The sequence below is a fragment of the Aquitalea palustris genome (assembly GCF_003693445.1).
GTDB classification, from domain to species: Bacteria; Pseudomonadota; Gammaproteobacteria; order Burkholderiales; family Chromobacteriaceae; genus Aquitalea; species Aquitalea palustris.
Genome location: NZ_RFAR01000119.1, coordinates 1 through 21,254, shown reverse-complemented (window position 1 = coordinate 21,254; position 21,254 = coordinate 1). Strand labels below are relative to the sequence as shown.

Genomic DNA, 21,254 nt, shown 5'->3' with positions numbered 1-21,254 from the left:
CCGACGAGGTGCGCAAGCTATCCGAGCGCACTGGCCAGGCCACCCAGGAAATTGCCGGTATGATCCAGGAAATCCAGACCAGTTCGGACCAGTCGCGTGCCTGTATGGAAGAGGCGGTAGGACGGGTGAAAACCGGTTTGAAACTGGCAGTGCAGGGCGGCGAGGCCATCTCGCATATTCGCGACAGCGCCACCGGGGTGGTGGACGTGGTGAACGAGATTTCTCATGCGCTGAAAGAGCAGGGCAGTGCCAGTAATGAAATCGCCCAGCATGTGGAGCAGATTGCCCGCAGTGCCAGTAGCAATGCCGCAGAATCCGCCGGTACTTCGCAGGAAGTGCAGGCCATGCATAGCCTGGCCAGTGATTTGCGCCAGCTGGTGTCGCGCTTCCACGTTTGATCTGGCCCCGTAGCAAGGAAAAAGCCCTCGGATGAGGGCTTTTTTGTTATGCCGCAGCTTCCGGCCGGCGGTTGCTTTGCCGCCGCTGCCAGGCCCCCAGGCCGATGGCTAGCAGCAGCAGGGCGATGCAGCTGCTGATCACCGGCTGATTGCCGTGCTGCATATAGGGCGTGAGGCCCTGGTAATCCTGCACCATGCCTTCCAGCACCTGCTGGGTGAAGGGGGCGGCCACGCTGGCAATCTCGCCATCGGGGCGGATGATGGCGGTCATGCCGGTATTGGTGGCACGCAGCATGAAGCGGCCGGTTTCCAGCGCCCTTGCCTGTGACAGCTGCAGATGCTGGCTCATCGCCACGCTTTTGCCAAACCAGGCCAGGTTGCTGACATTGGCCAGTATGCCGGCCTGTGCCGCCGGGCCGATCAGCTCTTCGCCAAAGCTGTCTTCATAGCAGATATTGAAGGCGATCTTGTGCCCGGCCAGCTGCAGCGGAGCCTGGTTGGCGCCACCACGGCTGAAGCCGGATAGCGGCATGTTCATGTACTGGTAAATCCAGCCGATCAGCGCCGGCAAGGGAATGAATTCGCCAAACGGCACCAGGTGATCCTTGGCGTAATAGGGCTGGGCGCTGTCGGTGAGGGTAACCACTGCGTTCAGGTAGCCGCGGCCATCGTTGGTGCGGCGTGGAATGCCGGTGGCCAGGGCCATGTTCTTGCGCTGGGCATCGCCGGCAATCATGGTCAGATAGCCAGAGGGCAGGTCGTCCAGGAATACCGGCAGTGCGGTTTCCGGCAGGATCATCACATCTGCCTGGGTACTGGCCACCTGCTGGTAATAAATCTTCAGGGTTTCCTCGAAGGTGGCCGGATCCCATTTGATGGCCTGGGGAATGTCCCCCTGGGCCAGCGCTACCCGGTAGGGCTTGCCGGTCGGGGTGGTCCAGCTGATGGATTGCAGCCAGAAACCGGCGCTCCATAGCAGGGTGATGCCGACCACGGCAGCCAGCCGTTGCAGGCGGCTGCCACTGGCGACCAAGACCAGCGCACCGGCAGTCAGTGCCACCAGCCAGCTGGCCAGGTGTACGCCACCGATGGGAATGAAGCCGGACAGCGGGCTTTCCGTTACCTGCGAATAGCCGATGGCACCCCAGGGGAAGCCGGTCATCACCCAGCTGCGCAGCCATTCGCCCAGCTCCCACAGTGCCGGGAAAGCGAGCAGCCAGCGCACCCAGGGGCGCTGGTCGATGCGCGTGGTCAGCCAGCAGGCCAGGCCCGGCCAGATGGCCAGATAGGCCGGCAGCAGCAACAGCAGCGGTGCGGCCAGCAGCGCGGGCAGACCGGCGACATCGTGCAGGCTGTGGTAGATCCAGTTGAAGTTGCTGGTGTAGGCGGCCACACCCCAGACATAGCCAGTGCGGAAGGCTAGCTGGGGATTGCGCTGTACCAGTTGTGCCAGCGCCGCCAGCGACAGTGGCAGCAGACCATAGAAGCGGTACGGCGCGAAGCCGTACAAGGTCAGGGCGCCGGCGATGGCGGCGGCAATCAGCACAAACAGGGTGCGCATGTCAGTCGTGGCTGCTTTCGGTGGTATTGGGGTGCAGACGTTCCACCAGCAGGGTCTGCAGGCGGCGGCTGTCGGCACGCAATACGGTGAAGCGCAACGAGCCGGATTCCACGGTTTCGCCACGCTTGGGCAGATGGCCGATCAGCGAAATCACCAGGCCGCCCACGGTATCGACGTCGTCGTCGGCGTAGTCGGTGGCGAAGTATTCGTTGAAGTCGGCCACTTCGGTGAGGGCGTTGACACGGTAACGCTGGTCGCGCACCGGTACGATATTGTTGTCGTCTTCTTCGAAGTCGTATTCGTCTTCGATGTCACCGACGATCTGTTCGATCACATCCTCGATGGTCACCAGGCCGGACACGCCGCCGTATTCGTCCACTACGATGGCCATGTGGTTGCGGTTGGAGCGGAATTCGCGCAGCAGTACGTCCAGCGGCTTGGATTCCGGCACGAACACGCCGGCACGCAGCGTGGCGCGCAGATCGAAGGTTTTGGGCGCATGGAAGTAATGCAGCAGATCCTTGGCCAACAGAATGCCCAGCACGTCGTCCTTGTTGTCGCCGATTACCGGAAAGCGCGAGTGGCCGGTGCGCAGCACATCCGGCAGCAGGCGCTCGATGGGGTCGTCGATACGGATGACGTCCATCTGGCTGCGCGGAATCATCACGTCGCGGGCGGTCAGGTCGCTGACTTCCAGCACGCCTTCGATCATGGCCAGCGCTTCGGCGTCCAGCAGATTGCGTTCAAAGGCGGAGTGCAACAGGGTAATCAGCTCCTCGCGGTCTTCCGGTTCGCGCAGGAGCATGGCGGACAAGCGTTCCAACAGGCTGGGCTTGTGTTTACTGGGGTCTTCCATGGGGTTAGCGTTTTTCCTCTAGATAGGGGTCGGGATATCCTAACTTCGCAAGAATGACAGTTTCAAGCGTTTCCATGATTTCCGCTTCTTCGTCATCCTCGTGGTCAAAGCCTTGCAGGTGCAGCATGCCGTGCACCAGCAGGTGGGCATAGTGGGCCATCAGCTCCAGTCCTTGCTCGGCGGCTTCTTTTTCCACCACCTCGGTACACAGTACCAGATCGCCAAACAGCGGCAGATCGGTAATGTTCTCGCCTTCATTCAGCGCAAAAGACAGCACATTGGTGGCGTAGTCCTTGCCGCGGTAGGTGTGGTTGAGGCTGCGGCCTTCTTCACTACCCACCAGCAGGATGCTGACCTGGGCCTGCTGCACATCGGCCTGCAAGGCAGCCTGACAGCAACGGCGGATCAGTTTGGCATCGGGCAGTTGCTGTGCCTGGCTGCGGTCTTCCAGCGTCAGTTGCAGACGGGCGGCCAGACGCAGCAGCGGGTTATTTCGCTTGGCTTGTTTCATCGTTTTTCAATTGATAGTGGTCGTAGGCATCGACGATTTTCTGCACCAGCGGATGGCGCACCACGTCTTCACTCTGGAAATGGTGGAAATGGATGCCGCGCACCTGGCCCAGAATCTTTTCCACTTCCACCAGCCCGCTTTTCTGATGGCGTTGCAGGTCGATCTGCGTCACGTCACCGGTAATGACTGCACGCGAGCCAAAGCCGATACGGGTGAGGAACATCTTCATCTGCTCTGGCGTGGTGTTTTGCGCCTCGTCCAGAATGATGAAGGCATTGTTGAGTGTGCGGCCGCGCATATAGGCCAGCGGCGCGATTTCGATCAGGTTCTTTTCGAACAGGCGGGTGACACGGTCGAAGCCCATCAGGTCGTACAGGGCGTCGTACAGCGGGCGCAGGTAGGGGTCGACTTTTTGCGCCAGATCACCGGGCAGGAAGCCCAGTTTTTCGCCGGCCTCCACCGCCGGCCGCACCAGCACGATGCGCTTGATGGCATCGCGTTCCATGGCATCCACCGCGCAGGCTACGGCCAGATAGGTCTTGCCGGTGCCGGCCGGGCCGATGCCGAAGGTAATGTCATGCTGGCTGATGGCCTTGATATAGCCGCTCTGGCGCGGGGTGCGGCCGCGCAGGTCGCCACGGCGGGTCAGCAGCACCGGCACATCGCCGTCCTGCTGCTCGTGCTGGCGTACTTCCACCAGTTCCAGCTGCACGTCGTCGATGGAGATATCGCGCTTTTCCGCCAGCAGATACAGCCGGGTCAGGCTGTATACCGCCAGATCGGCGTGTTCGCCGCTGCACTTGAAGTGCTCGCCACGGCGCTGGATCTGTACATCCAGACCGGTTTCGATCTGCTTGAGGTTTTCATCCAGCGGGCCGCACAAGCGGGCCAGCCGTTCATTGTCGACCGGATTGAAACTGAGAGGAGTGGTATTCATCGTGTAGGCGAAAGGTGGTTCAGTGGCTGAACAGCAAGGCAAACCAGAAACTGGCTTCCAGAACAAGCAGCACGCTGGCCAGCAAGGTCAGCAGCATGAACAGGCCATTGCGCAGCCCATCCAGGCTGAGCTTGTCCAGCAAATACAGCAGCAGGGCATACAGCGCCAGCGTGCCGCCAATGGCCGCCGGGCCAATCAGCAGCAACAGCGAGCGGCTACCCCAGCCGCCATTCACGCCGGGCTGACCCAGCAACAGGCTGGGCAGGAGTAACAGCGGCAGGATGATGAGGCAGGCCAGGGCTGCCCGGCGGGCGTGGCGGCTGAGCGGACGGGGCGCCAGCAATAGCTGGCTAGCGGAGTTCTGGCTCACGGCGCTCGCTCCTCCGCCGGGGCGGCCAGCACTTCCAGCCCGGGGGCGGTCATGCTGGGGTGAAATTCGGTGATGTCGTAACGCGCCAGCCCCGCCAGGGCGAACGGGTCCTGTGCCAGCCTTTGCTGCAGGGCATGGCGATCACCTCTGGCCAGAATAATGCCGCCAGTGCGCGGTTCCTTGCGACCGGAGGCGAGAAACAGCCCGTCGGCGTAGCACTGTTTCAACCACAGCACATGCTGTGCCAGCTGGGCGTCGATCTCTTCCAGCGGGGCGATATAACTGAGTGCAACTATAAACATGACGGGCCTTTGCGCGGGTGTCACGCGGTTTCTTGGGTCAGGATTTCACCCATCAGCGAGTGCGGACGGGCATCGGTAATCACCACGTCTACCATCTGCTTGAGCAGGCGCGGCTGGCCAACAAAATTCACCACCCGGTTGTTGGCCGTGCGGGCTGCCAGCATGTTCGGGTCTTTCTTGGAGATATTCTCCACCAGCACCCGTTGCACACTGCCCACCATGCTCTGGTTGATGGCATAACCGCGAGCCTCGATGACTTCGTTAAGTGCTTCCAGCCGGCGTACTTTTTCCGTGTGCGGGGTGTCGTCGAGCAGATTGGCGGCCGGCGTGCCAGGGCGGGCGCTGTAGATGAAGACATAGCTGAAGTCGAATTCCAGGTCTTTGACCAGCTTCAGGGTTTGCTCGAAATCCGCTTCGGTTTCACCGGGGAAGCCGACAATGAAGTCGGATGACAGGCACAGGTCCGGGCGCAGCACGCGCAGCTTGCGGATGATGGACTTGTATTCCAGCCCGGTGTAGCCGCGCTTCATGGCGGTCAGGATGCGGTCGGAACCGCTTTGTACCGGCAGGTGCAGGTGCGAAACCAGCTTGGGCAGCTTGCCGTAGCAGTCGATGATGCGCTGGGTGAATTCACGCGGATGGCTGGTGGTAAAGCGCAGTCGCTCCACGCCGGGCATTTCGTGTACGTATTCCAGCAGCAAGGCGAAGTCGGCAATCTCGCCATCCGCCATCAGGCCGCGATAGGCGTTGACGTTCTGGCCCAGCAAGGTGATTTCCTTCACGCCCTGCTGGGTGAGACCGGCAATTTCGGTCAGCACGTCTTCAAACGGGCGCGATACTTCCTCGCCACGGGTATAAGGCACCACGCAGAAGGAGCAGTACTTGGAACAGCCTTCCATGATGGAGACAAAGGCTGCAGCACCGTCGACCTTGGCCGGCGGGATGTGGTCGAATTTTTCGATCTCGGGGAAGGAAATATCTACCTGGGCCGCGCCGCTGTGCTGGCGGGCGCGGATCATTTCCGGCAGGCGGTGCAGGGTTTGCGGGCCGAACACCACATCCACATAAGGCGCACGCTTGACGATGGTGTCGCCTTCCTGGCTGGCCACGCAGCCGCCGACGCCGATGATCAGGTCGGGGCGGGCTTCTTTCAGCGGGCGGATGCGGCCAAGGTCGGAAAATACTTTTTCCTGGGCTTTTTCCCGCACGCTGCAGGTGTTGAACAGGATGACGTCGGCTTCTTCGGGATTGTCTGTCTTGATCATGCCTTCGGCATCGCCCAGAACGTCGACCATTTTGTCAGAGTCGTATTCGTTCATCTGGCAGCCAAAGGTCTTGATGTATACCTTCTTCATTGCTACGCGGATTCCAGCTGGTTCATTGGGTGGGCCTTACTGCTGACGCTGCTGCAGCAGCTCGATTTCAGCATCGCTCAGCACCCAGATACGGTTGATATTGCCTTGCAGATCCAGCGTGATGCCGACCGTCTGCCCCACCAGGGTGGGCAACTGGCCGGTGAGCAGGAAGCGGTTGTCGCCGTCATAGATGCGCAGGCCAGGTGCGGTGGCATAGCTCTGACCGGTGGGGATCAGTGTCGCCAGCAGCGCGCGCAGCAAGGAGCTTTCGCTCTTCACGAAAGTGACGGTGTTGTTGTCCACGCTGGAGATGGTGCCGGCCAGGATATTGGCGGGCAGCAGTCTGTTCACGGCCATGGCTGGCAGTGACAGCAGGCAGAGCAAGAGGGCGGTGATGAGTGTTTTCATAATCAAATGAATGTGTTGGCCGATTTTAGCACAGCCGGCCTGCTGGCGCAGGGGACTTGTCGGCAGCGCCAGCGCGGCTTTTTCCTGCTGCGGTGCGGCAAGGGCAAGCAGGAATCCTTATCGGGCAAGGGGGCGGTGATTTGTGCGCTGCAACTACATGACGAGGGCCAGCGGCACCGTCGTGGTGCGTGTCACCGGCTGCAGCCGGTGCTTGGCCGCGAGTCTTGCACCATGGTGTGGTTTTTTTTTGCTGCCATGTAGTTGAAAACTTACATTTATTGCGTGTTGTGCTTCCACCGACATGCCGGCTCTGCTATAAGTTCACCCAATTGCTGAGTACGTTTTAGCCTCTAATGAACAGCAGCCTGCCACTGCCTGCGCCCGCCGTGTCACATGACACTGCCGCGCCCGGTCACGCTGGTGGCGCTGCGCCTGGAAAGACAAGACATGAGCCGAGTTTTGCTGATCGGTAGCGTCAACATGGACCTGGTGGTGGAAGCAGACAGCTTTCCGCGTCAGGGTGAAACCCTGTTCGGCCACCGCTTTGCCACTTATCCCGGTGGCAAGGGTGCCAATCAGGCGGTGGCCGCTGCCCGGCTGGGCGCGGCAGTCAGCCTGATCGCCTGCCTGGGCAAGGATGCTTTTGGCGACCAGTTGCTGGCCGGCCTTAAGGCCGAGGGTATCGATACCCGCTGGATCAGCTGTGTGGACGAAGCCACCGGCATGGCCAGCATTACCCTGGCCGGTGGTGACAATGCCATCATGGTGGTACCCGGTGCCAACCACGCGCTGCAGCCCGCCCAGCTGGATGCGGCCGAGCAGGCCTTCATCGACGCCGATGTGGTATTGGCCCAACTGGAGGTGCCGCTGGCTACGGTAGAACATGCCGCCATGCTGGCGGCGCGCCATGGCAAGCCCTTCATCCTGAATCCGGCCCCGGCCCAGTCCTTGCCGGAAAGCTTGCAGCAGCAGGTTTCCCTGCTGACTCCCAATGAATACGAACTGGCCATCGCCCTGGCCAGCCAGCAGCCCTGGCAGCAATTGCTGAGCAGCCGCCCGGCAGGCATCGTGATGACCCAGGGCAGCCAGGGTGCCAGCTATGCCGATGCGCAAGGCAGCCTGCAGCAGATTGCCGGTTTCCCGGTGCTGGCGGTGGACAGTACCGGTGCCGGCGATACCTTTAATGGTGCGCTGGCGGCATTCTGGCCGCTGGGTCTGGCTGAGGCGGTGCGTCGTGCCAATGCCGCCGCGGCGCTGTCGGTGACCAGGCAGGGCGCACAGAGCGGCATGCCGACGCTGGCTGCCCTGCAACAATTTCTGGAACAACAGTCATGAAGAAACTGGGACATCTGAACCGCGACATCGCCCGCGTGCTGGCGGGCATGGGCCATACCGATAGCCTGGTGATTGCCGATTGCGGCCTGCCAATTCCGCCTGGGGTGGAATGCATCGACCTGGCACTGGCGCTGGGCGAGCCGGGTTTTGCCCGTGTACTGGAAACCGTCCTTGCCGATTTCCAGTGTGAGCGCGCGGTGTTTGCCGACGAGTGTCGCGCACATAATCCGGCGGTGGTGGAAACGGCTGCGGCCTTGTCGCGGCAGGGCGTGGCGCTGGAGTGGGTGAGTCATGAAGAATTCAAGCAACGCTGTCAGGCTGCGCGGGTGGTGATCCGCACCGGCGAGTGCACTCCCTACGCCAATGTGATTCTGCATTCCGGCGTGATTTTCTGAGGACCAGACCATGAATGTCGTCATGCAGGGCATCAGCAAGGCTTTTGGCCCGGTCCGCGTGCTGGAAGAGGTCGACTTTGCCATTGCCGGCGGCGAAATCCACGCCCTGATGGGCGAAAACGGCGCCGGCAAATCCACGCTGATGAAGATTCTCAGCGGGGTATACCGTAGCGACGGCGGTTCCATCCGCATTGATGGCCAGCCGGTAGAGATTCGCTCCACCCGTCAGGCGGAAGCCTGCGGCATTGCCATCATCCATCAGGAACTGAACCTGATCCCGCAACTGTCGGTGATGGAAAACCTGTTTTTAGGCCGCGAGCCGTCGCGCTTTGGCGTGATCGACAGCGCCCGTATGCGGCGCGAGGCATCGGCGCAACTGGCGGCGCTGGGTGCTGACAATATCGATCCGGAAGCCGAAGCCGGCCTGCTGTCCATCGGCCAGCAGCAGATGGTGGAAATTGCCAAGGCACTGGCCATGAATGCGCGTCTGCTGATCATGGATGAGCCGACAGCGGCACTGACCGAACGCGAGATCGATACCCTGTTCGGCCTGATGCAGGCGCTGAAGGCGCGTGGTGTCGCTATTGTTTATGTCTCGCACCGCATGGAAGAAATCTTCCGCATCTGCGACAAGATCAGTGTGCTGCGCGATGGCCGCTTTGTCGGTGAACGGGTGATTGCCCGCACTGACTTTGATGAAGTGGTGCGCATGATGGTGGGGCGCGAGATTGGTGATCGCTTTCCGCGCCGCACCGCCGCACCGGGTGCCGTACGCCTGCAGGTAACGGGGCTGGCCGATGCGCAGCATGTACGCGATATCAGTTTCGAGGTGCGCGCCGGCGAAGTGCTGGGCGTGGCCGGCCTGATGGGGGCCGGGCGCAGTGAAATCCTCAAGACCCTGTTTGGCCTGAACCGGCGCTGTGCTGGTGCGGTGCTGCTGGATGGTGTGGCGCTGGAGCTGGACAGTCCGGGCGCGGCCATTGCGGCAGGCTTGGCCTTTGTCACGGAAGACCGCAAGAGCCAGGGCCTGGTGCTGGGCATGTCGGTACGCGAAAACGCCACCCTGGTGCATCTGCCGCAATACGCGCGGCTGGGCGTAGTGTCGGACGCCGCCGAGCAGCAGGCAGTGGCCGGGCTGATCGAGCAATTGCGCATCCGCACCCGCGATGCCGAACTGGAAGTGAAATCGTTGTCCGGCGGCAATCAGCAAAAAGTGGTGTTTGCCAAATGGCTGGCGCAGCCGCCCAAGGTGCTGCTGCTGGACGAGCCCACCCGCGGGGTGGATGTGGGCGGCAAGGCCGAGATTTATCACATCATCAACCAGCTGGCTGCTGCTGGCGTGGCCATCGTGATGGTGTCGTCGGAGCTGCCGGAAGTGATGGCCATGAGCAACCGCATCCTGGTGATTCATGAAGGTCGCCAGACCGGTCTGTTCGAGGCGGCCAGCGCCACCCAGGAAAGCATCATGGCGGCCGCCACCGGCACCGCGCATGCCGCCTGATTTCAGAGCAAGGAATACACAATGACTCCAAAACAAAAAGCCACCCTGCAGCGTCTGGGCCCCTTTATCGCCCTGGTGCTGGTGTCGGTGGGACTGGCCGTGCTCAGCCCGGATTTCCTCACCGTGGCCAATCTGCTGAACGTGATGCGCCAGGTGTCGATCAATGCGCTGATTGCCTTTGGCATGACGCTGGTGATCCTGCTGGGCGGCATTGATCTGTCGGTCGGTTCCATTCTCGCGCTGTCCTCGGTGGCCATCGCCACGCTGATCCAGGCGGGGTTCAACCCGCTGCTGGCCACCCTGTTGGGTGTAGTCGGTGGCGGGCTGATGGGCCTCTTTAACGGCCTGGTGATCAGCAAGGGCAAGGTGGCCCCGTTCATCGCCACCCTGGCCTCGATGACCATTTTGCGTGGCCTGGCATTGGTGGTGTCCGGCGGCAGCCCGATCACCGGCTTTGACAGCGATCTGTTCTCCATGCTGGGTGGTGGCTATGTCGCCGGCCTGGTGCCGATTCCGGTGGTGTGGATGCTGATCATGTTCGGCCTGTTTGCCTTTCTGCTGAAGAAAACCGTGTTTGGCCGCCATGTCTATGCCACTGGCGGTAACGAAGAAGCCGCCCGCCTGTCCGGCGTGAAGGTGGATCAGATCAAGCTGTGGGTCTACACCCTGTCCGGGGCCATGTCGGCCATGGCCGGCGTGGTGCTGACCTCGCGCTTGAATTCCGCCCAGCCGACGGCCGGCAGCGGTTACGAGCTGGATGCCATCGCCGCCGTGGTACTGGGCGGCACCAGCCTCACCGGCGGGCGCGGCTGGATCTTCGGCACGCTGATGGGCGCGCTGCTGATCGGCGTGCTCAACAATGGCCTCAACCTGCTGGGGGTATCGTCCTTCTATCAGCAGGTGATCAAGGGTGTAGTCATTCTGCTGGCGGTGCTGATCGACCGCAGCGGCAAGAAGTAAGTACTGGTTTTCGCATCAATAATGGCCCTGCGCCAGGGCCGGTCAACGCAAGCTAAATCATTAATCAGGGAGACTCACCATGAATCGCATTCTTCACCCGCTGCTGGCCAGTCTGCTGGTATTCGGCACTGCCGCCTGTTCCAAGCAAGGCCCGGACGGCGCCGCACCGGCTGCGGCCAGCGCCCCCGCTGCTGCTGCCGCCGATGGTCAGCTGACTGTCGGCCTGGCGGTATCCACCCTCAACAATCCTTTCTTTGTTTCGCTGCGCAAGGGTGCAGAAGACGAAGCACAGAAGGATGGCATCAAGCTGATTACCGTGGATGCGCAGGACGACCCGGCCAAGCAGCAGGCCAGCGTGGAAGACCTGATCCAGAAAAAAGTGAATGTCATCCTGATCAACCCGACCGACTCCTCTGCCGTAGCCAATGTGGTGAAGGAAGCCACCGGCAAGGGCATCAAGGTGGTGTCGCTGGATCGTAGCGTGAACGGTGCCGAAGTCAGCGCGCACATTGCCTCGGACAATGTGGCTGGCGGCAAGATGGCTGGCGAGTTCCTGCTGGAGAAACTGGGTGGCAAAGGCCGTATCGTCGAGCTGGAAGGCATTGCCGGCTCGTCTGCCGCCCGTGAACGTGGCGAAGGCTTCCACAAGGTGGTGGACGGCAAGGCTGATGTGAAACTGCTGGCCAAGCAACCGGCTGATTTCGACCGCGCCAAGGGCCTGTCGGTGATGGAAAACATCATCCAGGGTAATAAGGACATCCAGGGTGTGTTTGCGCATAACGACGAAATGGCTCTGGGTGCGCTCAAGGCCATTCAGGCGGCTGGTCTGAAAAACGTGGTGGTGGTCGGCTTTGATGCCACTGCTGACGCCGTTGCCGCAGTGAAAGCCGGTAGCCTGGCCGCCACCGTGCAGCAGCAGCCCGAGCTGATCGGTCAGTATGGCATCCAGACTGCCAAGAAGCTGGCTGCCGGCCAGAGCGTGGACAAGTTCATCCCGGTGCCGCTGAATCTGATCAAGCAGTAAGCAGCCATCTGCCGGAGGGGCTGCCTCACTCCGGCTGGCTTGTAATACAATTGCTACATCGCGCATAACCCCCGCTGCTGTCATGGTTGCCGGGGGTTGTTGCCATCTGTGATCAATTCCTGACAGGAAAGCCCGCTGTGACTGCCTACAAGCGTCTCACCATCGATGATATTGCCAGTCTCGCCGGCGTTTCGCGCACCACGGCCAGCATGGTGCTGAACGGCCATGCCGAACGCTACCGCATCGCACCGGCCACGGTGGAGCGGGTGGAGAAAGTGGCACGCGAGCATCACTTCAACCCGTCGCAATCTGCCCGTTCGCTGCGCAGCAAGCGCAGCAACAGCATCGGCCTGGTGATTCCCGACCTGACCAACTCGGCCCATGCCGCGCTGGCCCAGGCCATGGAAAACCTGTGCCGCGCCCGGGATTACCAGCTGGTGCTGGTGACCAGCGATGAGGACCCGGCGCGCGAAGCCGAAGGCATGGCGCATCTGGTGGCGCGGCAGGTGGATGGCATGGCGGTGGTGCCCTGTAGCAGCGATGCTGCCCGCTATCAGCCCTGGACCACGCGGCTGCCGCTGGTGTTTGTCGACCGGCGCATTGAGGGCAGTGGCATCCCTTCCGTGGTGACCGATGCCACCGATACCGTGGCGCGGCTGATCGGCAGCAAACTGGAGGAGGGCGTGCGCGAGGTGGTGTATTTTGGTGGCCAGCCCACGCTGTCGCCCAGTCGCGACCGTCTGGCCGGCTACCGCCAGGCCTTGCAGTCACACGGCTTGGCTGAGCAGGCGCACTGGGTGCAGGAGCGCGATTTCCAGCGCGCTTCCGGTTTTGCCATGATGCAGCAGTGGCATGCCCGCGAAGGGCGCTACCCGCAGGCCTTGTTTACCGCCTCCATCACCCTGCTGGAAGGGGTGCTGTCTTTCATGAGCCAGACCCACCGCCTGCGTGAAGCGCCATCCTGTCTGATGACTTTTGACGATCATCCGCTGCTGGATTGCCTGCCGATTCCGGTGGATGCCATCGTGCAGGATGGCCAGTCGATGGCGGAGCAATGCCTGCAACAGATCTTTGCGCTGTTGCAAGGCCAGCCACCGGGCAGGGCTGATGTGGCGATTCCCGCCAGCATCACCCGTCGATAGGGCGTACCGCTCACCGCCCGGTCATGGCTGGCGGTGCCATATGCCATACTCATCAATTTTCAGCACGATGAGTGACGCTCTGCCCATGGCATGCTAATGTCGGGCGGCTGTCATTTACCTGCAAGGACGTCCCGTGTCTGCTCGATTTCCCGCCATGTTGCGGCTGGCTGTGGTCTATGCCCTGATCGGCGTTCCTTCCCTGTACAGTGCCATTCCACCGGGCTATACCGCACCGGTGTTTCCGGCGGCCGGCATCGCCATGATGTCCTTGCTGCTGTGGGGGCGCGCGCTGTGGCCGGGCGTGCTGCTGGGCTCGTTGCTGGTGCAACTGGTGGCCAGCTGGCAAGCCGGCGTGCACGGCTGGGCCTATCTTGCGCTGCTGGTGGTGCCGCTGGCGGCGACCGTGCAGGCGCTCGGCTCTTGCTGGCTGATCCGCCGCTGGATTGGCTGGCCCAACCCGCTGGATCGTGCTGACAGCGTGATCCGGCTGATGCTGCTCATCATTCCGCTGTCCTGCCTGCTGAGCAGCGGCATCAGCGTGCCGGCGCTGGCGGCGCTGGGGGTGCTGCCGGCCAGCGATCTGCTGTTCAATGGCTGGAACTGGTGGCTGGGCGATACCTTTGGCTGCCTCATCATGCTGCCGCTGATGCTGGCATGGTTTGGCCGCCCGCGCAGTGAATGGCGCGCCCGCAGCGCTGCCTTGCTGTGGCCCATGCTGATGACCGCGCTGACCATGATCGGTTTCAGTGCGCTGATTCATCACTGGGAAGCGCTACGGGTGCAAAGCCAGTTCAACCGTGATGCCGGCCAGATTGAACTGGCGTTGAAAAAGCGCCTGGAGATGCAGCTGGATGGCATGCTGGCCCTGCAACAATTGCAGACCCACTCCCCGGCCGCTTCTGCCAGCCAGTGGCGCGAGCTGACCGCTTCCTGGCTGGCGCGTTTGCCGGGTACGCAAAGCCTGGGCTGGTCGCCGCTGGTCACCGATGCCGAGCGCGCAGCATTCGAAAGCAGTGCGCTGGCCGGTTCTGCCATTCTGGCGCGGGATGCCGCCGGTCATGTGGCGCCGTCGCCGCAGCGTCCTTCCTATTTGCCGGTGCGCTATATCGAGCCCCTGGCCAGCAACCGGCGGGCGCTGGGGCTGGACATCCTGTCCTCGCCCGAGCTGGCCACCACCATTCGCCACAGCCTGCAAAGCGGGCAGCCGGTGGTCAGCCCCGCCATCCGCCTGGTGCAGGAACCACAGCAGCAGAAGGGGGTGGCACTGTATCAGGCGGTTTACGCTCCGCTGGATGACAGCCAGCATCAGGTGCTGCGCGGGGTGGTGTCCAGCCTGTTCCGCATGGATGACATCGTCGCCAGTACGCTGCAGCATGGTGTGCGCCGTGATATCGAAGTGTGTCTGATCGATCGCGATGGCGCGCCCGGCTTCCACCGCCTGTCCGGCCCGGCCAATTGCGGCAAGGATGGCTGGTTCGGCCAGCGGCCGCATTTGCTCAGCCAGTTTTCCTTTGCCGGACGCAACTGGGCCTTGCGCCTGCGCGCCAGTGAGGATTATCTGTCCGGCTTGCGCAGCTGGCTGGAGTGGATCACCTTTGTGCTGGGGCTGGCCATGACCGGCCTGTTTGGTGGCTTTCTGCTGATTGTCACCGGCTATACCCGGCGTATGGAGGGCGAGGTACAGCAGCGAACTGCCGAGCTGGCCGATACCAACCAGCAGCTGCAAACCCAGCTGGATGCCACGCGCAAGGCCGAGGCCAATGTGACTTACCTGGCCTTGCACGACAGCCTGACTAGCCTGCCCAACCGGGCCTGCTGGCTGACCATGGCCCGCCATGCCATGGCCGAAAACGACAAGCGCCAGCTGGCGGTGCTGTTCCTGGACATGGATGAATTCAAGACAGTCAACGACAGCCTGGGCCACCCGGTGGGCGACCAGCTGCTGGTTGGCTTTTCACGCCGTCTGCAACAGCCACTGCCGCCGGATGCCATGCTGGCGCGGCTGGGTGGCGACGAGTTTGTCATCCTGCTGCCTTACCAGCAGCAGGCGCAGCTGGAGGCGCTGGGCGAGCAATTGCTGGCGCTGTTTGATTCGGCCGTGGTGGTGGAGCAGCACGAGCTGCGCTGCACGGTGAGTATCGGGGTGGCCTTGTTCCCGCAGGATGGGCAAGACCCGGACACCCTGCTGCGCCACGCCGACATGGCCATGTATGCAGCCAAGCAGGCCGGGCGAGACACCTTGCGCTACTACAGCCCGGAAATGAACACCCAGGCCATGGAACGGCTGACGCTGGAGCGCGACCTGCGCCGGGCGTTGCTGGACGACCCGGCGCAGCTGGTGCTGTACTACCAGCCGCAGCTGGATGCCGACACTGGCCGCTGCATCGGCTGCGAGGCGCTGGTGCGCTGGCGTCATCCGCTACGCGGGCTGATGTTGCCCGGCGAATTCATTGGCCTGGCCGAGCGCAGCGGGCTGATTGTCGAACTGGGACGCTGGGTGCTGGCCGAGGCTTGCGCCGAACAGGCGCGCTGGGCGGCGGCCGGCCTGCTGCTGCCGGTATCGGTGAATCTGTCACCGGTGCAGCTGGAGCGCAGCGATCTCACACCCTATGTGCGCGGGCTGGTGCAACGCTATCAGATCGCCCCCGGCATGCTGGAGCTGGAGCTGACCGAAGGCGCGCTGATGAACGAGGATGCGCGTTACCTGGAGGTATTCCACGCGCTGATGCAACTGGGCTGCCGCTTTGCCCTGGATGATTTCGGCACCGGCTATTCCTCGCTGTCCCGGCTCAAACGCTTCCCCATCAACCGGCTGAAGATAGACCGGGCCTTTGTCAGCACCCTGCCGGGCGGTGGCGATGACGAGGCCGTGGTGCGTGCCACGCTGTCGATGGCGCGTGACATGGGCATGGATGTGGTGGCCGAGGGGGTGGAAACTGCGGAACAGCAACTGAGCCTGCTGGCCATGGGCTGCACCCAGATGCAGGGCTACCGCTTTGCCCGGCCGCTGCCGGCGGCCGAGCTCTATCACTTTGTCGCCCGGCTACCGCAGGCGCAGAGTTCTGGCTGAATTGCGCTGACGCCTGCCTGACGACTGTGGCATAACATGCCGGCTCACCATCCTGCTGTCGAAGGGAGAATCTTGCTGTGAAAATTCCATCCGCTGTCGCCCTGCAACTGATGCATGGCAGCCATTACGCCACGCTGGCCAGCCATTCCACACAGCTGCCCGGTTATCCCTATGCCACGGTATTGCCCTATGTGCTGGACCAGGCACACCGGCCCTTGCTGCTGATCAGCGCGCTGGCCGAGCACACCCGCAATCTGCTGGCCGATGGCCGCTGCAGCTTGTCTATCGTGGAGGACGGTGTGAGCGATGTGCAGGCGGGTGCCCGGCTGACCCTGCTGGCCGATGCGCAGCGTATCGAGCCTGAACCCGCGCTGCTGCAACGCTTTTGTCGCTATCAGGCGGCAGCAGAGGATTTGCTGCAGCTGGATTTCATGTTCTTCCGCCTGCAGCCCTTGCGGCTGCGCTATATCGGCGGCGTCGGACGCATGGGTTGGCTGGAAGCGCCGGAGCTGGCTGGCCCGCCGCTACTGACGCTGGAAGACGAGGCGGCGCTATTGCGCCAGGCGGTGGTGGCCGATGGCATCCAGCTCTTGGGTCTGGATGCACTGGGGGCCGATTACCGGGTGACGGATGGTCCGGGGCATCAGCGGCTGCCGTGGCCGGACGCCATGCCCTCGGGCGCGGGCTTTGCTGCTACGGCCTTGCAGGCATTGGCCGCGCTGGCACCGGGCTAGTGGTCGCCGGCGCAGCCAGCAGGCTGGTCTAGAAGGACTCCATCGGCAGCAGATAGCGCCATTGCCCGCTGGGCAGGTCGCCCATGCCCAGCTTGCCGATGCGGATGCAGCGCAGGGCCAGTGGCTGCAAACCCAGGCCCTGACAGATGGCGGCCAGTTGGCCGGGTTGTACTGCTGTCAGCACCAGTCGCAGCTGGCGGTCGCTCTGGCGGCTCACTTTCAGGCTGCGCGGGGCTTTGCCCGGCAGTTTCAACTGCTGCAGGCGCTGTTTCAGTTCTTCTGCACCGGGTGCCGCTTCCAGCTGAATCAGGTATTCCTGTTCGGCATCGGCCAGCTTGCGCGCCAGCTTCTTGTCCAGTGTCAGTGCCACCAGGCCATGACAGCCTGCTTCCAGCGCACCGGCCTGTTGTAGCGGCTTCAGGTGGCGCGGATTGAAGACCAGCTCGCTGCCATCGCGTGCCAGGTGACTGGCCGGGGTAATCTGCGCGGCTAGCGACAATGGCTGGTCGGCTAGGGCGCGATGCAGTAGCAGGCTGATGCTGAGCTCACCCAGCGTCATGCGCGGCTTGTCCAGTTCGATGCGCTGTTCTGGCCGCACGCGGCTGCCCAGTTGCTGCACCAGCTGGCCATCCACCCTGACCCGTCCCTGTTCGATGAAGGCATCGGCTTCACGGCGCGAGCACAGCCCCAGTTCGACCATGCGTTTGGACAAACGCAGTTCCTGTTCACTCATTGCAGTACTCCAGTGCGATCGACGCAGGGTCGGGGTCGGCGATTATCCGCCTGCGCCCCGGTGCTGGCAATCGTGCTGCCGTGATTAAGCAGCGGCTCACGATTCAGGGCAGGAAGGGTCAGACCCGGCTCATGGCGTGGAAAGGCCTGATGGACAAGGCGTCCATGAGCCTGTTAACGCAGGTTTCAACCCGGCATCACCCGAGTATCACCGGTCGTACCGTGCTGCTCAGGCGGCTTTTCCTGCGGGCAGTGCTGCCGCCATGGCGCCAGCCATGTCGCGCGCAGCCAGGGCCAGAATGGCCGGGTCGATGCGTTGCTGCGCCGCCAGTTGCTGCAGGGTGGCCAGCACCGCGTCGGCACTGAGACCGGCGCGGTAGGGCCGGTCCTGGGCCAGTGCCTGGAAGATGTCGGCCACGCGCAGGATGCGCGCTTCGATGCACATGCTGTCTGCGCTCAGGTGGAAGGGATAGCCGTGGCCGTCCGGTTCTTCGTGGTGATAAGCCGCCCAGCAGGCGATTTCTTCAAAGCCGCGGATATGCCGCAGGATCTGGTAGGTTTCAAAGCTGTGGGCATTGATCAGGCTGCGCTCGCGGCTGGTGAGCCCGGCCGGCTTTTCCAGTATTTCATCCGGTACGCGCAGCTTGCCCAGATCATGCAGCAGGGCGGCGATTTCCAGCTGGTCGCAACGGCCAGGCGTCAGCCCCAGTCGCTCGGCCAGCCAGCGCGACAGCCCGGCCACCCCTTGCGAGTGGCGCGCGGTAAACGGGCTTTTGGCATCGACAATGCAGGAAAACAGCGTGGCCAGTTGCTTGAGCTGGGCCGTGCTGGCCTGGCAGGGCAGGCTCAGTTCGCGCATGTCCTGCAGCATGCCGGCAATACCGCGTGGCTCCAGTTGCAACCAGAAGGCTTCGGCCTTTGATGCCTGCAGAAAGACCTCGACCAGCTGCGGGGCAAAGTGCTGGCCGCTGCGCTGGGCGATCTGCTCACGGATGGCGGGGGTGTGCGTGAGCAATTCGCCACTGCTGTAAAAGGCGGCTGCCATGGCGTCTACCCGGTCTACCAGATAGATCAGGTTGGCCTGTTCCGCTATGTCGCGGCTGAGGCCAGGCATGGCTACCAGTTTTTCCCATGGCGTGTGGTGATAGCGTACCGGCTCGGCCATGGCCGCCAGCGGGCTAAAGCCGGCCAATAGCGCTGCACCGGTCAGGCAATGCTGCTGGGAGCCGGCCCAGTCGAACTCGCTGACCAGGTGGTGATGGGTGCGGGTGGAGGAGACGCCGATATCGTGCAGCAGGCCCAGATCAAACAGAAAGCTGGCCTGTGCCCGGCTCTGGCCTCGCGTCAGTGCACAGTGATAAGCCAAGATGCCGACCCGCTTGCCGTGGGCCACATCATCGATGCCGACCAGATCAAGTGCATCGGATAGCGCGTGTATCACCTCACGCAGGTCGACATGGATGCTGCAGTCGTCATGGACGTTGCGGCTGGCGGTGGCATTGGACATGGCGGGCTTTCGCAGGCAGAGGAAAGGCTGGCCCCCATGCCAGCCCCTGCTCTCAATCTAATCCATGGTGGCGGCTGGCGAAAGCCGCATGACTCGTTTATAGCCGGTAGGCCGCCACAATTTCCTGCATGCGCCGTGCCGATGCATCCAGCGCCTGCGCTGCCGTGGACGCCGCCGAAGCATCGTTGTTGGCGCTTTGTGCCATCTGGGCGATGTGGTCCACCTGCACCGCGATATCGGTGCTGGCGCTGGCCTGCTCGCGAATGGAAACGGTGATATTGCCGACCAGGCTTACCAGGTCGCGCGTGGTGTCGCCGATGCGGACAATGGCTTCCTGCGCCATGTCGGCCCGCTGCATGCCGCTCTCCACCCTGGCCACGGTGGCAGCCATGGCCTTGCCGGTTTGCTCGTTGCTGCCGGCAATGGCGCTGATCACGCTGTTGATCTCGCTGGTCATGCTGCTGGTGCGTTCAGCCAGCTTGCGTACTTCGTCCGCCACCACGGCAAAGCCACGTCCCTGCTCGCCGGCCCGCGCCGCTTCGATGGCGGCGTTCAGTGCCAGGAGGTTGGTCTGGTCCGCCACATCCTTGATCACCGACACCGCCGAAACGATGGAACGCGCCTGTTCGCCCAGCTGGCGCACGCTATGCGAGGCGGTGCCCACCGTGCCGGCAATGTCGCGAATGTCGCTGACCGTGCTGCTGACCACCTGGCCGCCGCTGCCAGCCAGCTCGCCGGCATTCACCGCCTGCTCGTTGGTGGCGGCTGCCTGCATGCCGACATGATTGATGCTGACGGTCAACTGCTGCACGGTGGCGGCCACGCTGGCCGAGATATCGCTCTGCCGGGCGGCGGTGCCGGCCACTTCGCCCGAGGCGCGCGCCACATCGGCCGAGGCCGTGGTCAGTTGGCGGATATTGCCGGTCAATTCGCTCAGGCTGCCCTGCAGTCTGCCAATCAGGCTGTTGAAGGCGCTGGCGGTGGCACCCAGCTCGTCATCGCTGTCCTGTGGGGCGCGGCGGGTGAAGTCGAGCGAATCGGCGATGCCGGTAATGGCATTCTGCAAACCGTTGATCGCCCGTGACAGTGAACGTGCCAGCGACCAGCTCATGCTGCCCACCACCAGCAGGCAGAGCAGCACGGTGGCCAGGCTGAGCAGCTGCACGAACTGCAGCAGCCCGGTGGCATGGCCGGCTTCCTGCTGTGTCAGCTGATAGTTGTAATGCAGATGGCTTTCGCCGGCAGCCAGCACGGCGCGCGCCGTGGGCACCAGCTGCCGCAGCGCCGATTTGGCCGCCACGATATCGCCGTTTTCGGTGGCTTCAAGATAGGGCTTGAGCACCCGGGCGTAGTCGTCCAGCCGGGCCTGGTCCTGTGCCAGCAGGCGCTGGTCATCGCTGCTGAGGGCCAGTGCGTGATAGCTTTTCAGTGCGGCACGGGCATCCTGCTCTTCATCGGCAATGGCCTTGGGCAAGCGTTGCAATTCATTGGCATTGTCAGTGGCCCCCAGCAGCAGCGAGTCGACGGTCATTTTCAGGGTGTCGGTCTGAAAGCGCTGCAGGGTCTCTACGCTGGGCAGGTCGCCTTCCAGCAGGCGCTGGATGAATTGCCCCAGACTGAACTGGGTATAAGCCATGACGCCTCCCAGCATGCACAGCCCCGTTGTGGTAACGATGGCCAGCATGGTAAGCCTGGACTTGATCTGCATGATGCACTCCCTGTTGTGCGCTTCTTCGCCAGCGGCTGCCGGCAGGCAGCCGTTCCCGCTGCCTGTAGCGCAAGGCTGCAGGCATGATTTGATCTGAAACTGTTCGGGTGAGGGGAGTCGTAGCAGACGAACTACTGCCGGCTTTTGCCGTTCTTTATCGTTTTATCACTACTGGCAGCTATTTTTTGCTGCGTTGTTCTATATTGTGCTGGCCTGTTTCCCTATTCTGCTGGGCAAGCAAGGCAGTAGTTATGCAGAAGTTTGATCAAACATGCAAGATATTTTGCCGGGTATCGACGCGATTGGCCATGCTGGCTGCGGCGCGGGCGCAACGAATCGCTGCGCTGCACTGAGACGGTGGGGGAAAAGCAAAAAGGCCAACTCGTGGGAGCTGGCCTTTTTGGTAATGCTGGTGGCGAATCAGGGACTCGAACCCCGGACCTGCGGA

General features: G+C 62.7%; 20 protein-coding genes. 9 read left to right on the top strand and 11 right to left on the bottom strand.

All coding sequences use genetic code 11. From position 1 onward, the window contains the following. The coding region (locus tag EAY64_RS19565; protein ID WP_233566516.1) for a methyl-accepting chemotaxis protein at nt 1-398 on the top strand (398 nt) is incomplete at its 5' end. A 46-nt stretch (nt 399-444) separates the two neighbouring features. Here EAY64_RS19565 and lnt read toward each other — a convergent pair. From lnt to EAY64_RS19525, 8 genes are read right to left on the bottom strand one after another with little or no spacing between them, the layout of a single operon-like run. Beyond that, entirely contained in the window at nt 445-1,959 is a 1,515-nt protein-coding gene (gene lnt, locus EAY64_RS19560) for an apolipoprotein N-acyltransferase (protein WP_103526383.1), read from the bottom strand. A gap of 1 nt (nt 1,960) precedes the next feature. Beyond that, nucleotides 1,961-2,815 carry a CorC family transporter gene (locus tag EAY64_RS19555; protein WP_103526382.1) on the bottom strand — a complete coding sequence of 285 codons (855 nt, stop codon included), beginning with the start codon at nt 2,813-2,815 and terminating at the stop codon, nt 1,961-1,963. A gap of 4 nt (nt 2,816-2,819) precedes the next feature. Then, complete coding sequence (gene ybeY / locus EAY64_RS19550; RefSeq protein ID WP_103526381.1) at nt 2,820-3,326, bottom strand: rRNA maturation RNase YbeY; 507 nt, start codon at nt 3,324-3,326, stop codon at nt 2,820-2,822. Beyond that, on the bottom strand, nt 3,304-4,263 hold the full coding sequence (locus tag EAY64_RS19545) for a PhoH family protein (RefSeq protein WP_103526380.1): 960 nt from the start codon (nt 4,261-4,263) through the stop codon (nt 3,304-3,306). Before EAY64_RS19545 ends, ybeY begins: the two co-directional genes overlap by 23 nt. Nucleotides 4,264-4,282: 19 nt before the next feature. Then, entirely contained in the window at nt 4,283-4,633 is a 351-nt protein-coding gene (locus EAY64_RS19540; RefSeq protein ID WP_103526379.1) for a hypothetical protein, read from the bottom strand. Further along, nucleotides 4,630-4,935: a YciI family protein gene (locus EAY64_RS19535; protein ID WP_103526378.1), complete on the bottom strand. Its 306-nt coding sequence runs from the start codon at nt 4,933-4,935 to the stop codon at nt 4,630-4,632. The genes EAY64_RS19540 and EAY64_RS19535 overlap by 4 nt, the downstream gene beginning before the upstream one ends. A 20-nt stretch (nt 4,936-4,955) precedes the next feature. Continuing rightward, nucleotides 4,956-6,290, bottom strand: a complete 1,335-nt coding sequence (miaB, locus tag EAY64_RS19530) for a tRNA (N6-isopentenyl adenosine(37)-C2)-methylthiotransferase MiaB (RefSeq protein ID WP_103526377.1) — start codon at nt 6,288-6,290, stop codon at nt 4,956-4,958. Between the two features lie 36 nt (nt 6,291-6,326). After that, nucleotides 6,327-6,698: a hypothetical protein gene (locus EAY64_RS19525; protein ID WP_103526376.1), complete on the bottom strand. Its 372-nt coding sequence runs from the start codon at nt 6,696-6,698 to the stop codon at nt 6,327-6,329. A 447-nt stretch (nt 6,699-7,145) separates the two neighbouring features. On the opposite strand from EAY64_RS19525, the gene EAY64_RS19515 reads away from it, so the two are divergent. From EAY64_RS19515 to EAY64_RS19480, 8 genes are all read left to right on the top strand, one after another. Continuing rightward, on the top strand, nt 7,146-8,033 hold the full coding sequence (locus tag EAY64_RS19515) for a ribokinase (RefSeq protein ID WP_103526384.1): 888 nt from the start codon (nt 7,146-7,148) through the stop codon (nt 8,031-8,033). Then, on the top strand, nt 8,030-8,428 hold the full coding sequence (gene rbsD, locus EAY64_RS19510; RefSeq protein WP_103526374.1) for a D-ribose pyranase: 399 nt from the start codon (nt 8,030-8,032) through the stop codon (nt 8,426-8,428). The genes EAY64_RS19515 and rbsD overlap by 4 nt, the downstream gene beginning before the upstream one ends. A gap of 10 nt (nt 8,429-8,438) precedes the next feature. Continuing rightward, nucleotides 8,439-9,929 (top strand): sugar ABC transporter ATP-binding protein, encoded by a 1,491-nt coding sequence (locus EAY64_RS19505; RefSeq protein ID WP_103526373.1) that lies wholly within the window; start codon nt 8,439-8,441, stop codon nt 9,927-9,929. Nucleotides 9,930-9,950: 21 nt separating this feature from the next. After that, a complete protein-coding gene (locus EAY64_RS19500) occupies nt 9,951-10,889 on the top strand; it encodes an ABC transporter permease (RefSeq protein WP_103526372.1) in 939 nt (312 codons plus the stop codon). 79 nt (nt 10,890-10,968) lie between these two features. Next, on the top strand, nt 10,969-11,913 hold the full coding sequence (gene rbsB / locus EAY64_RS19495; protein ID WP_103526371.1) for a ribose ABC transporter substrate-binding protein RbsB: 945 nt from the start codon (nt 10,969-10,971) through the stop codon (nt 11,911-11,913). A gap of 137 nt (nt 11,914-12,050) precedes the next feature. Beyond that, nucleotides 12,051-13,055 carry a substrate-binding domain-containing protein gene (locus tag EAY64_RS19490; RefSeq protein WP_103526370.1) on the top strand — a complete coding sequence of 335 codons (1,005 nt, stop codon included), beginning with the start codon at nt 12,051-12,053 and terminating at the stop codon, nt 13,053-13,055. 133 nt (nt 13,056-13,188) lie between these two features. Then, complete coding sequence (locus tag EAY64_RS19485; RefSeq protein ID WP_147456253.1) at nt 13,189-16,125, top strand: bifunctional diguanylate cyclase/phosphodiesterase; 2,937 nt, start codon at nt 13,189-13,191, stop codon at nt 16,123-16,125. A gap of 77 nt (nt 16,126-16,202) precedes the next feature. After that, on the top strand, nt 16,203-16,859 hold the full coding sequence (locus EAY64_RS19480; protein WP_113024063.1) for a HugZ family pyridoxamine 5'-phosphate oxidase: 657 nt from the start codon (nt 16,203-16,205) through the stop codon (nt 16,857-16,859). A 28-nt stretch (nt 16,860-16,887) separates the two neighbouring features. Here the strand turns inward: EAY64_RS19480 and EAY64_RS19475 are convergent, their stop codons facing one another. The 3 genes from EAY64_RS19475 to EAY64_RS19465 all read right to left on the bottom strand — a co-directional run bounded on the left by EAY64_RS19475 (nt 16,888) and on the right by EAY64_RS19465 (nt 20,806). After that, nucleotides 16,888-17,592, bottom strand: coding sequence for a S4 domain-containing protein (locus tag EAY64_RS19475; protein ID WP_103526367.1), 705 nt, complete (start codon nt 17,590-17,592; stop codon nt 16,888-16,890). A gap of 228 nt (nt 17,593-17,820) precedes the next feature. Then, nucleotides 17,821-19,098 carry an HD domain-containing phosphohydrolase gene (locus EAY64_RS19470; RefSeq protein ID WP_103526366.1) on the bottom strand — a complete coding sequence of 426 codons (1,278 nt, stop codon included), beginning with the start codon at nt 19,096-19,098 and terminating at the stop codon, nt 17,821-17,823. A gap of 97 nt (nt 19,099-19,195) precedes the next feature. Continuing rightward, nucleotides 19,196-20,806 carry a methyl-accepting chemotaxis protein gene (locus tag EAY64_RS19465; protein WP_103526365.1) on the bottom strand — a complete coding sequence of 537 codons (1,611 nt, stop codon included), beginning with the start codon at nt 20,804-20,806 and terminating at the stop codon, nt 19,196-19,198. Nucleotides 20,807-21,254 lie beyond the last annotated feature (448 nt).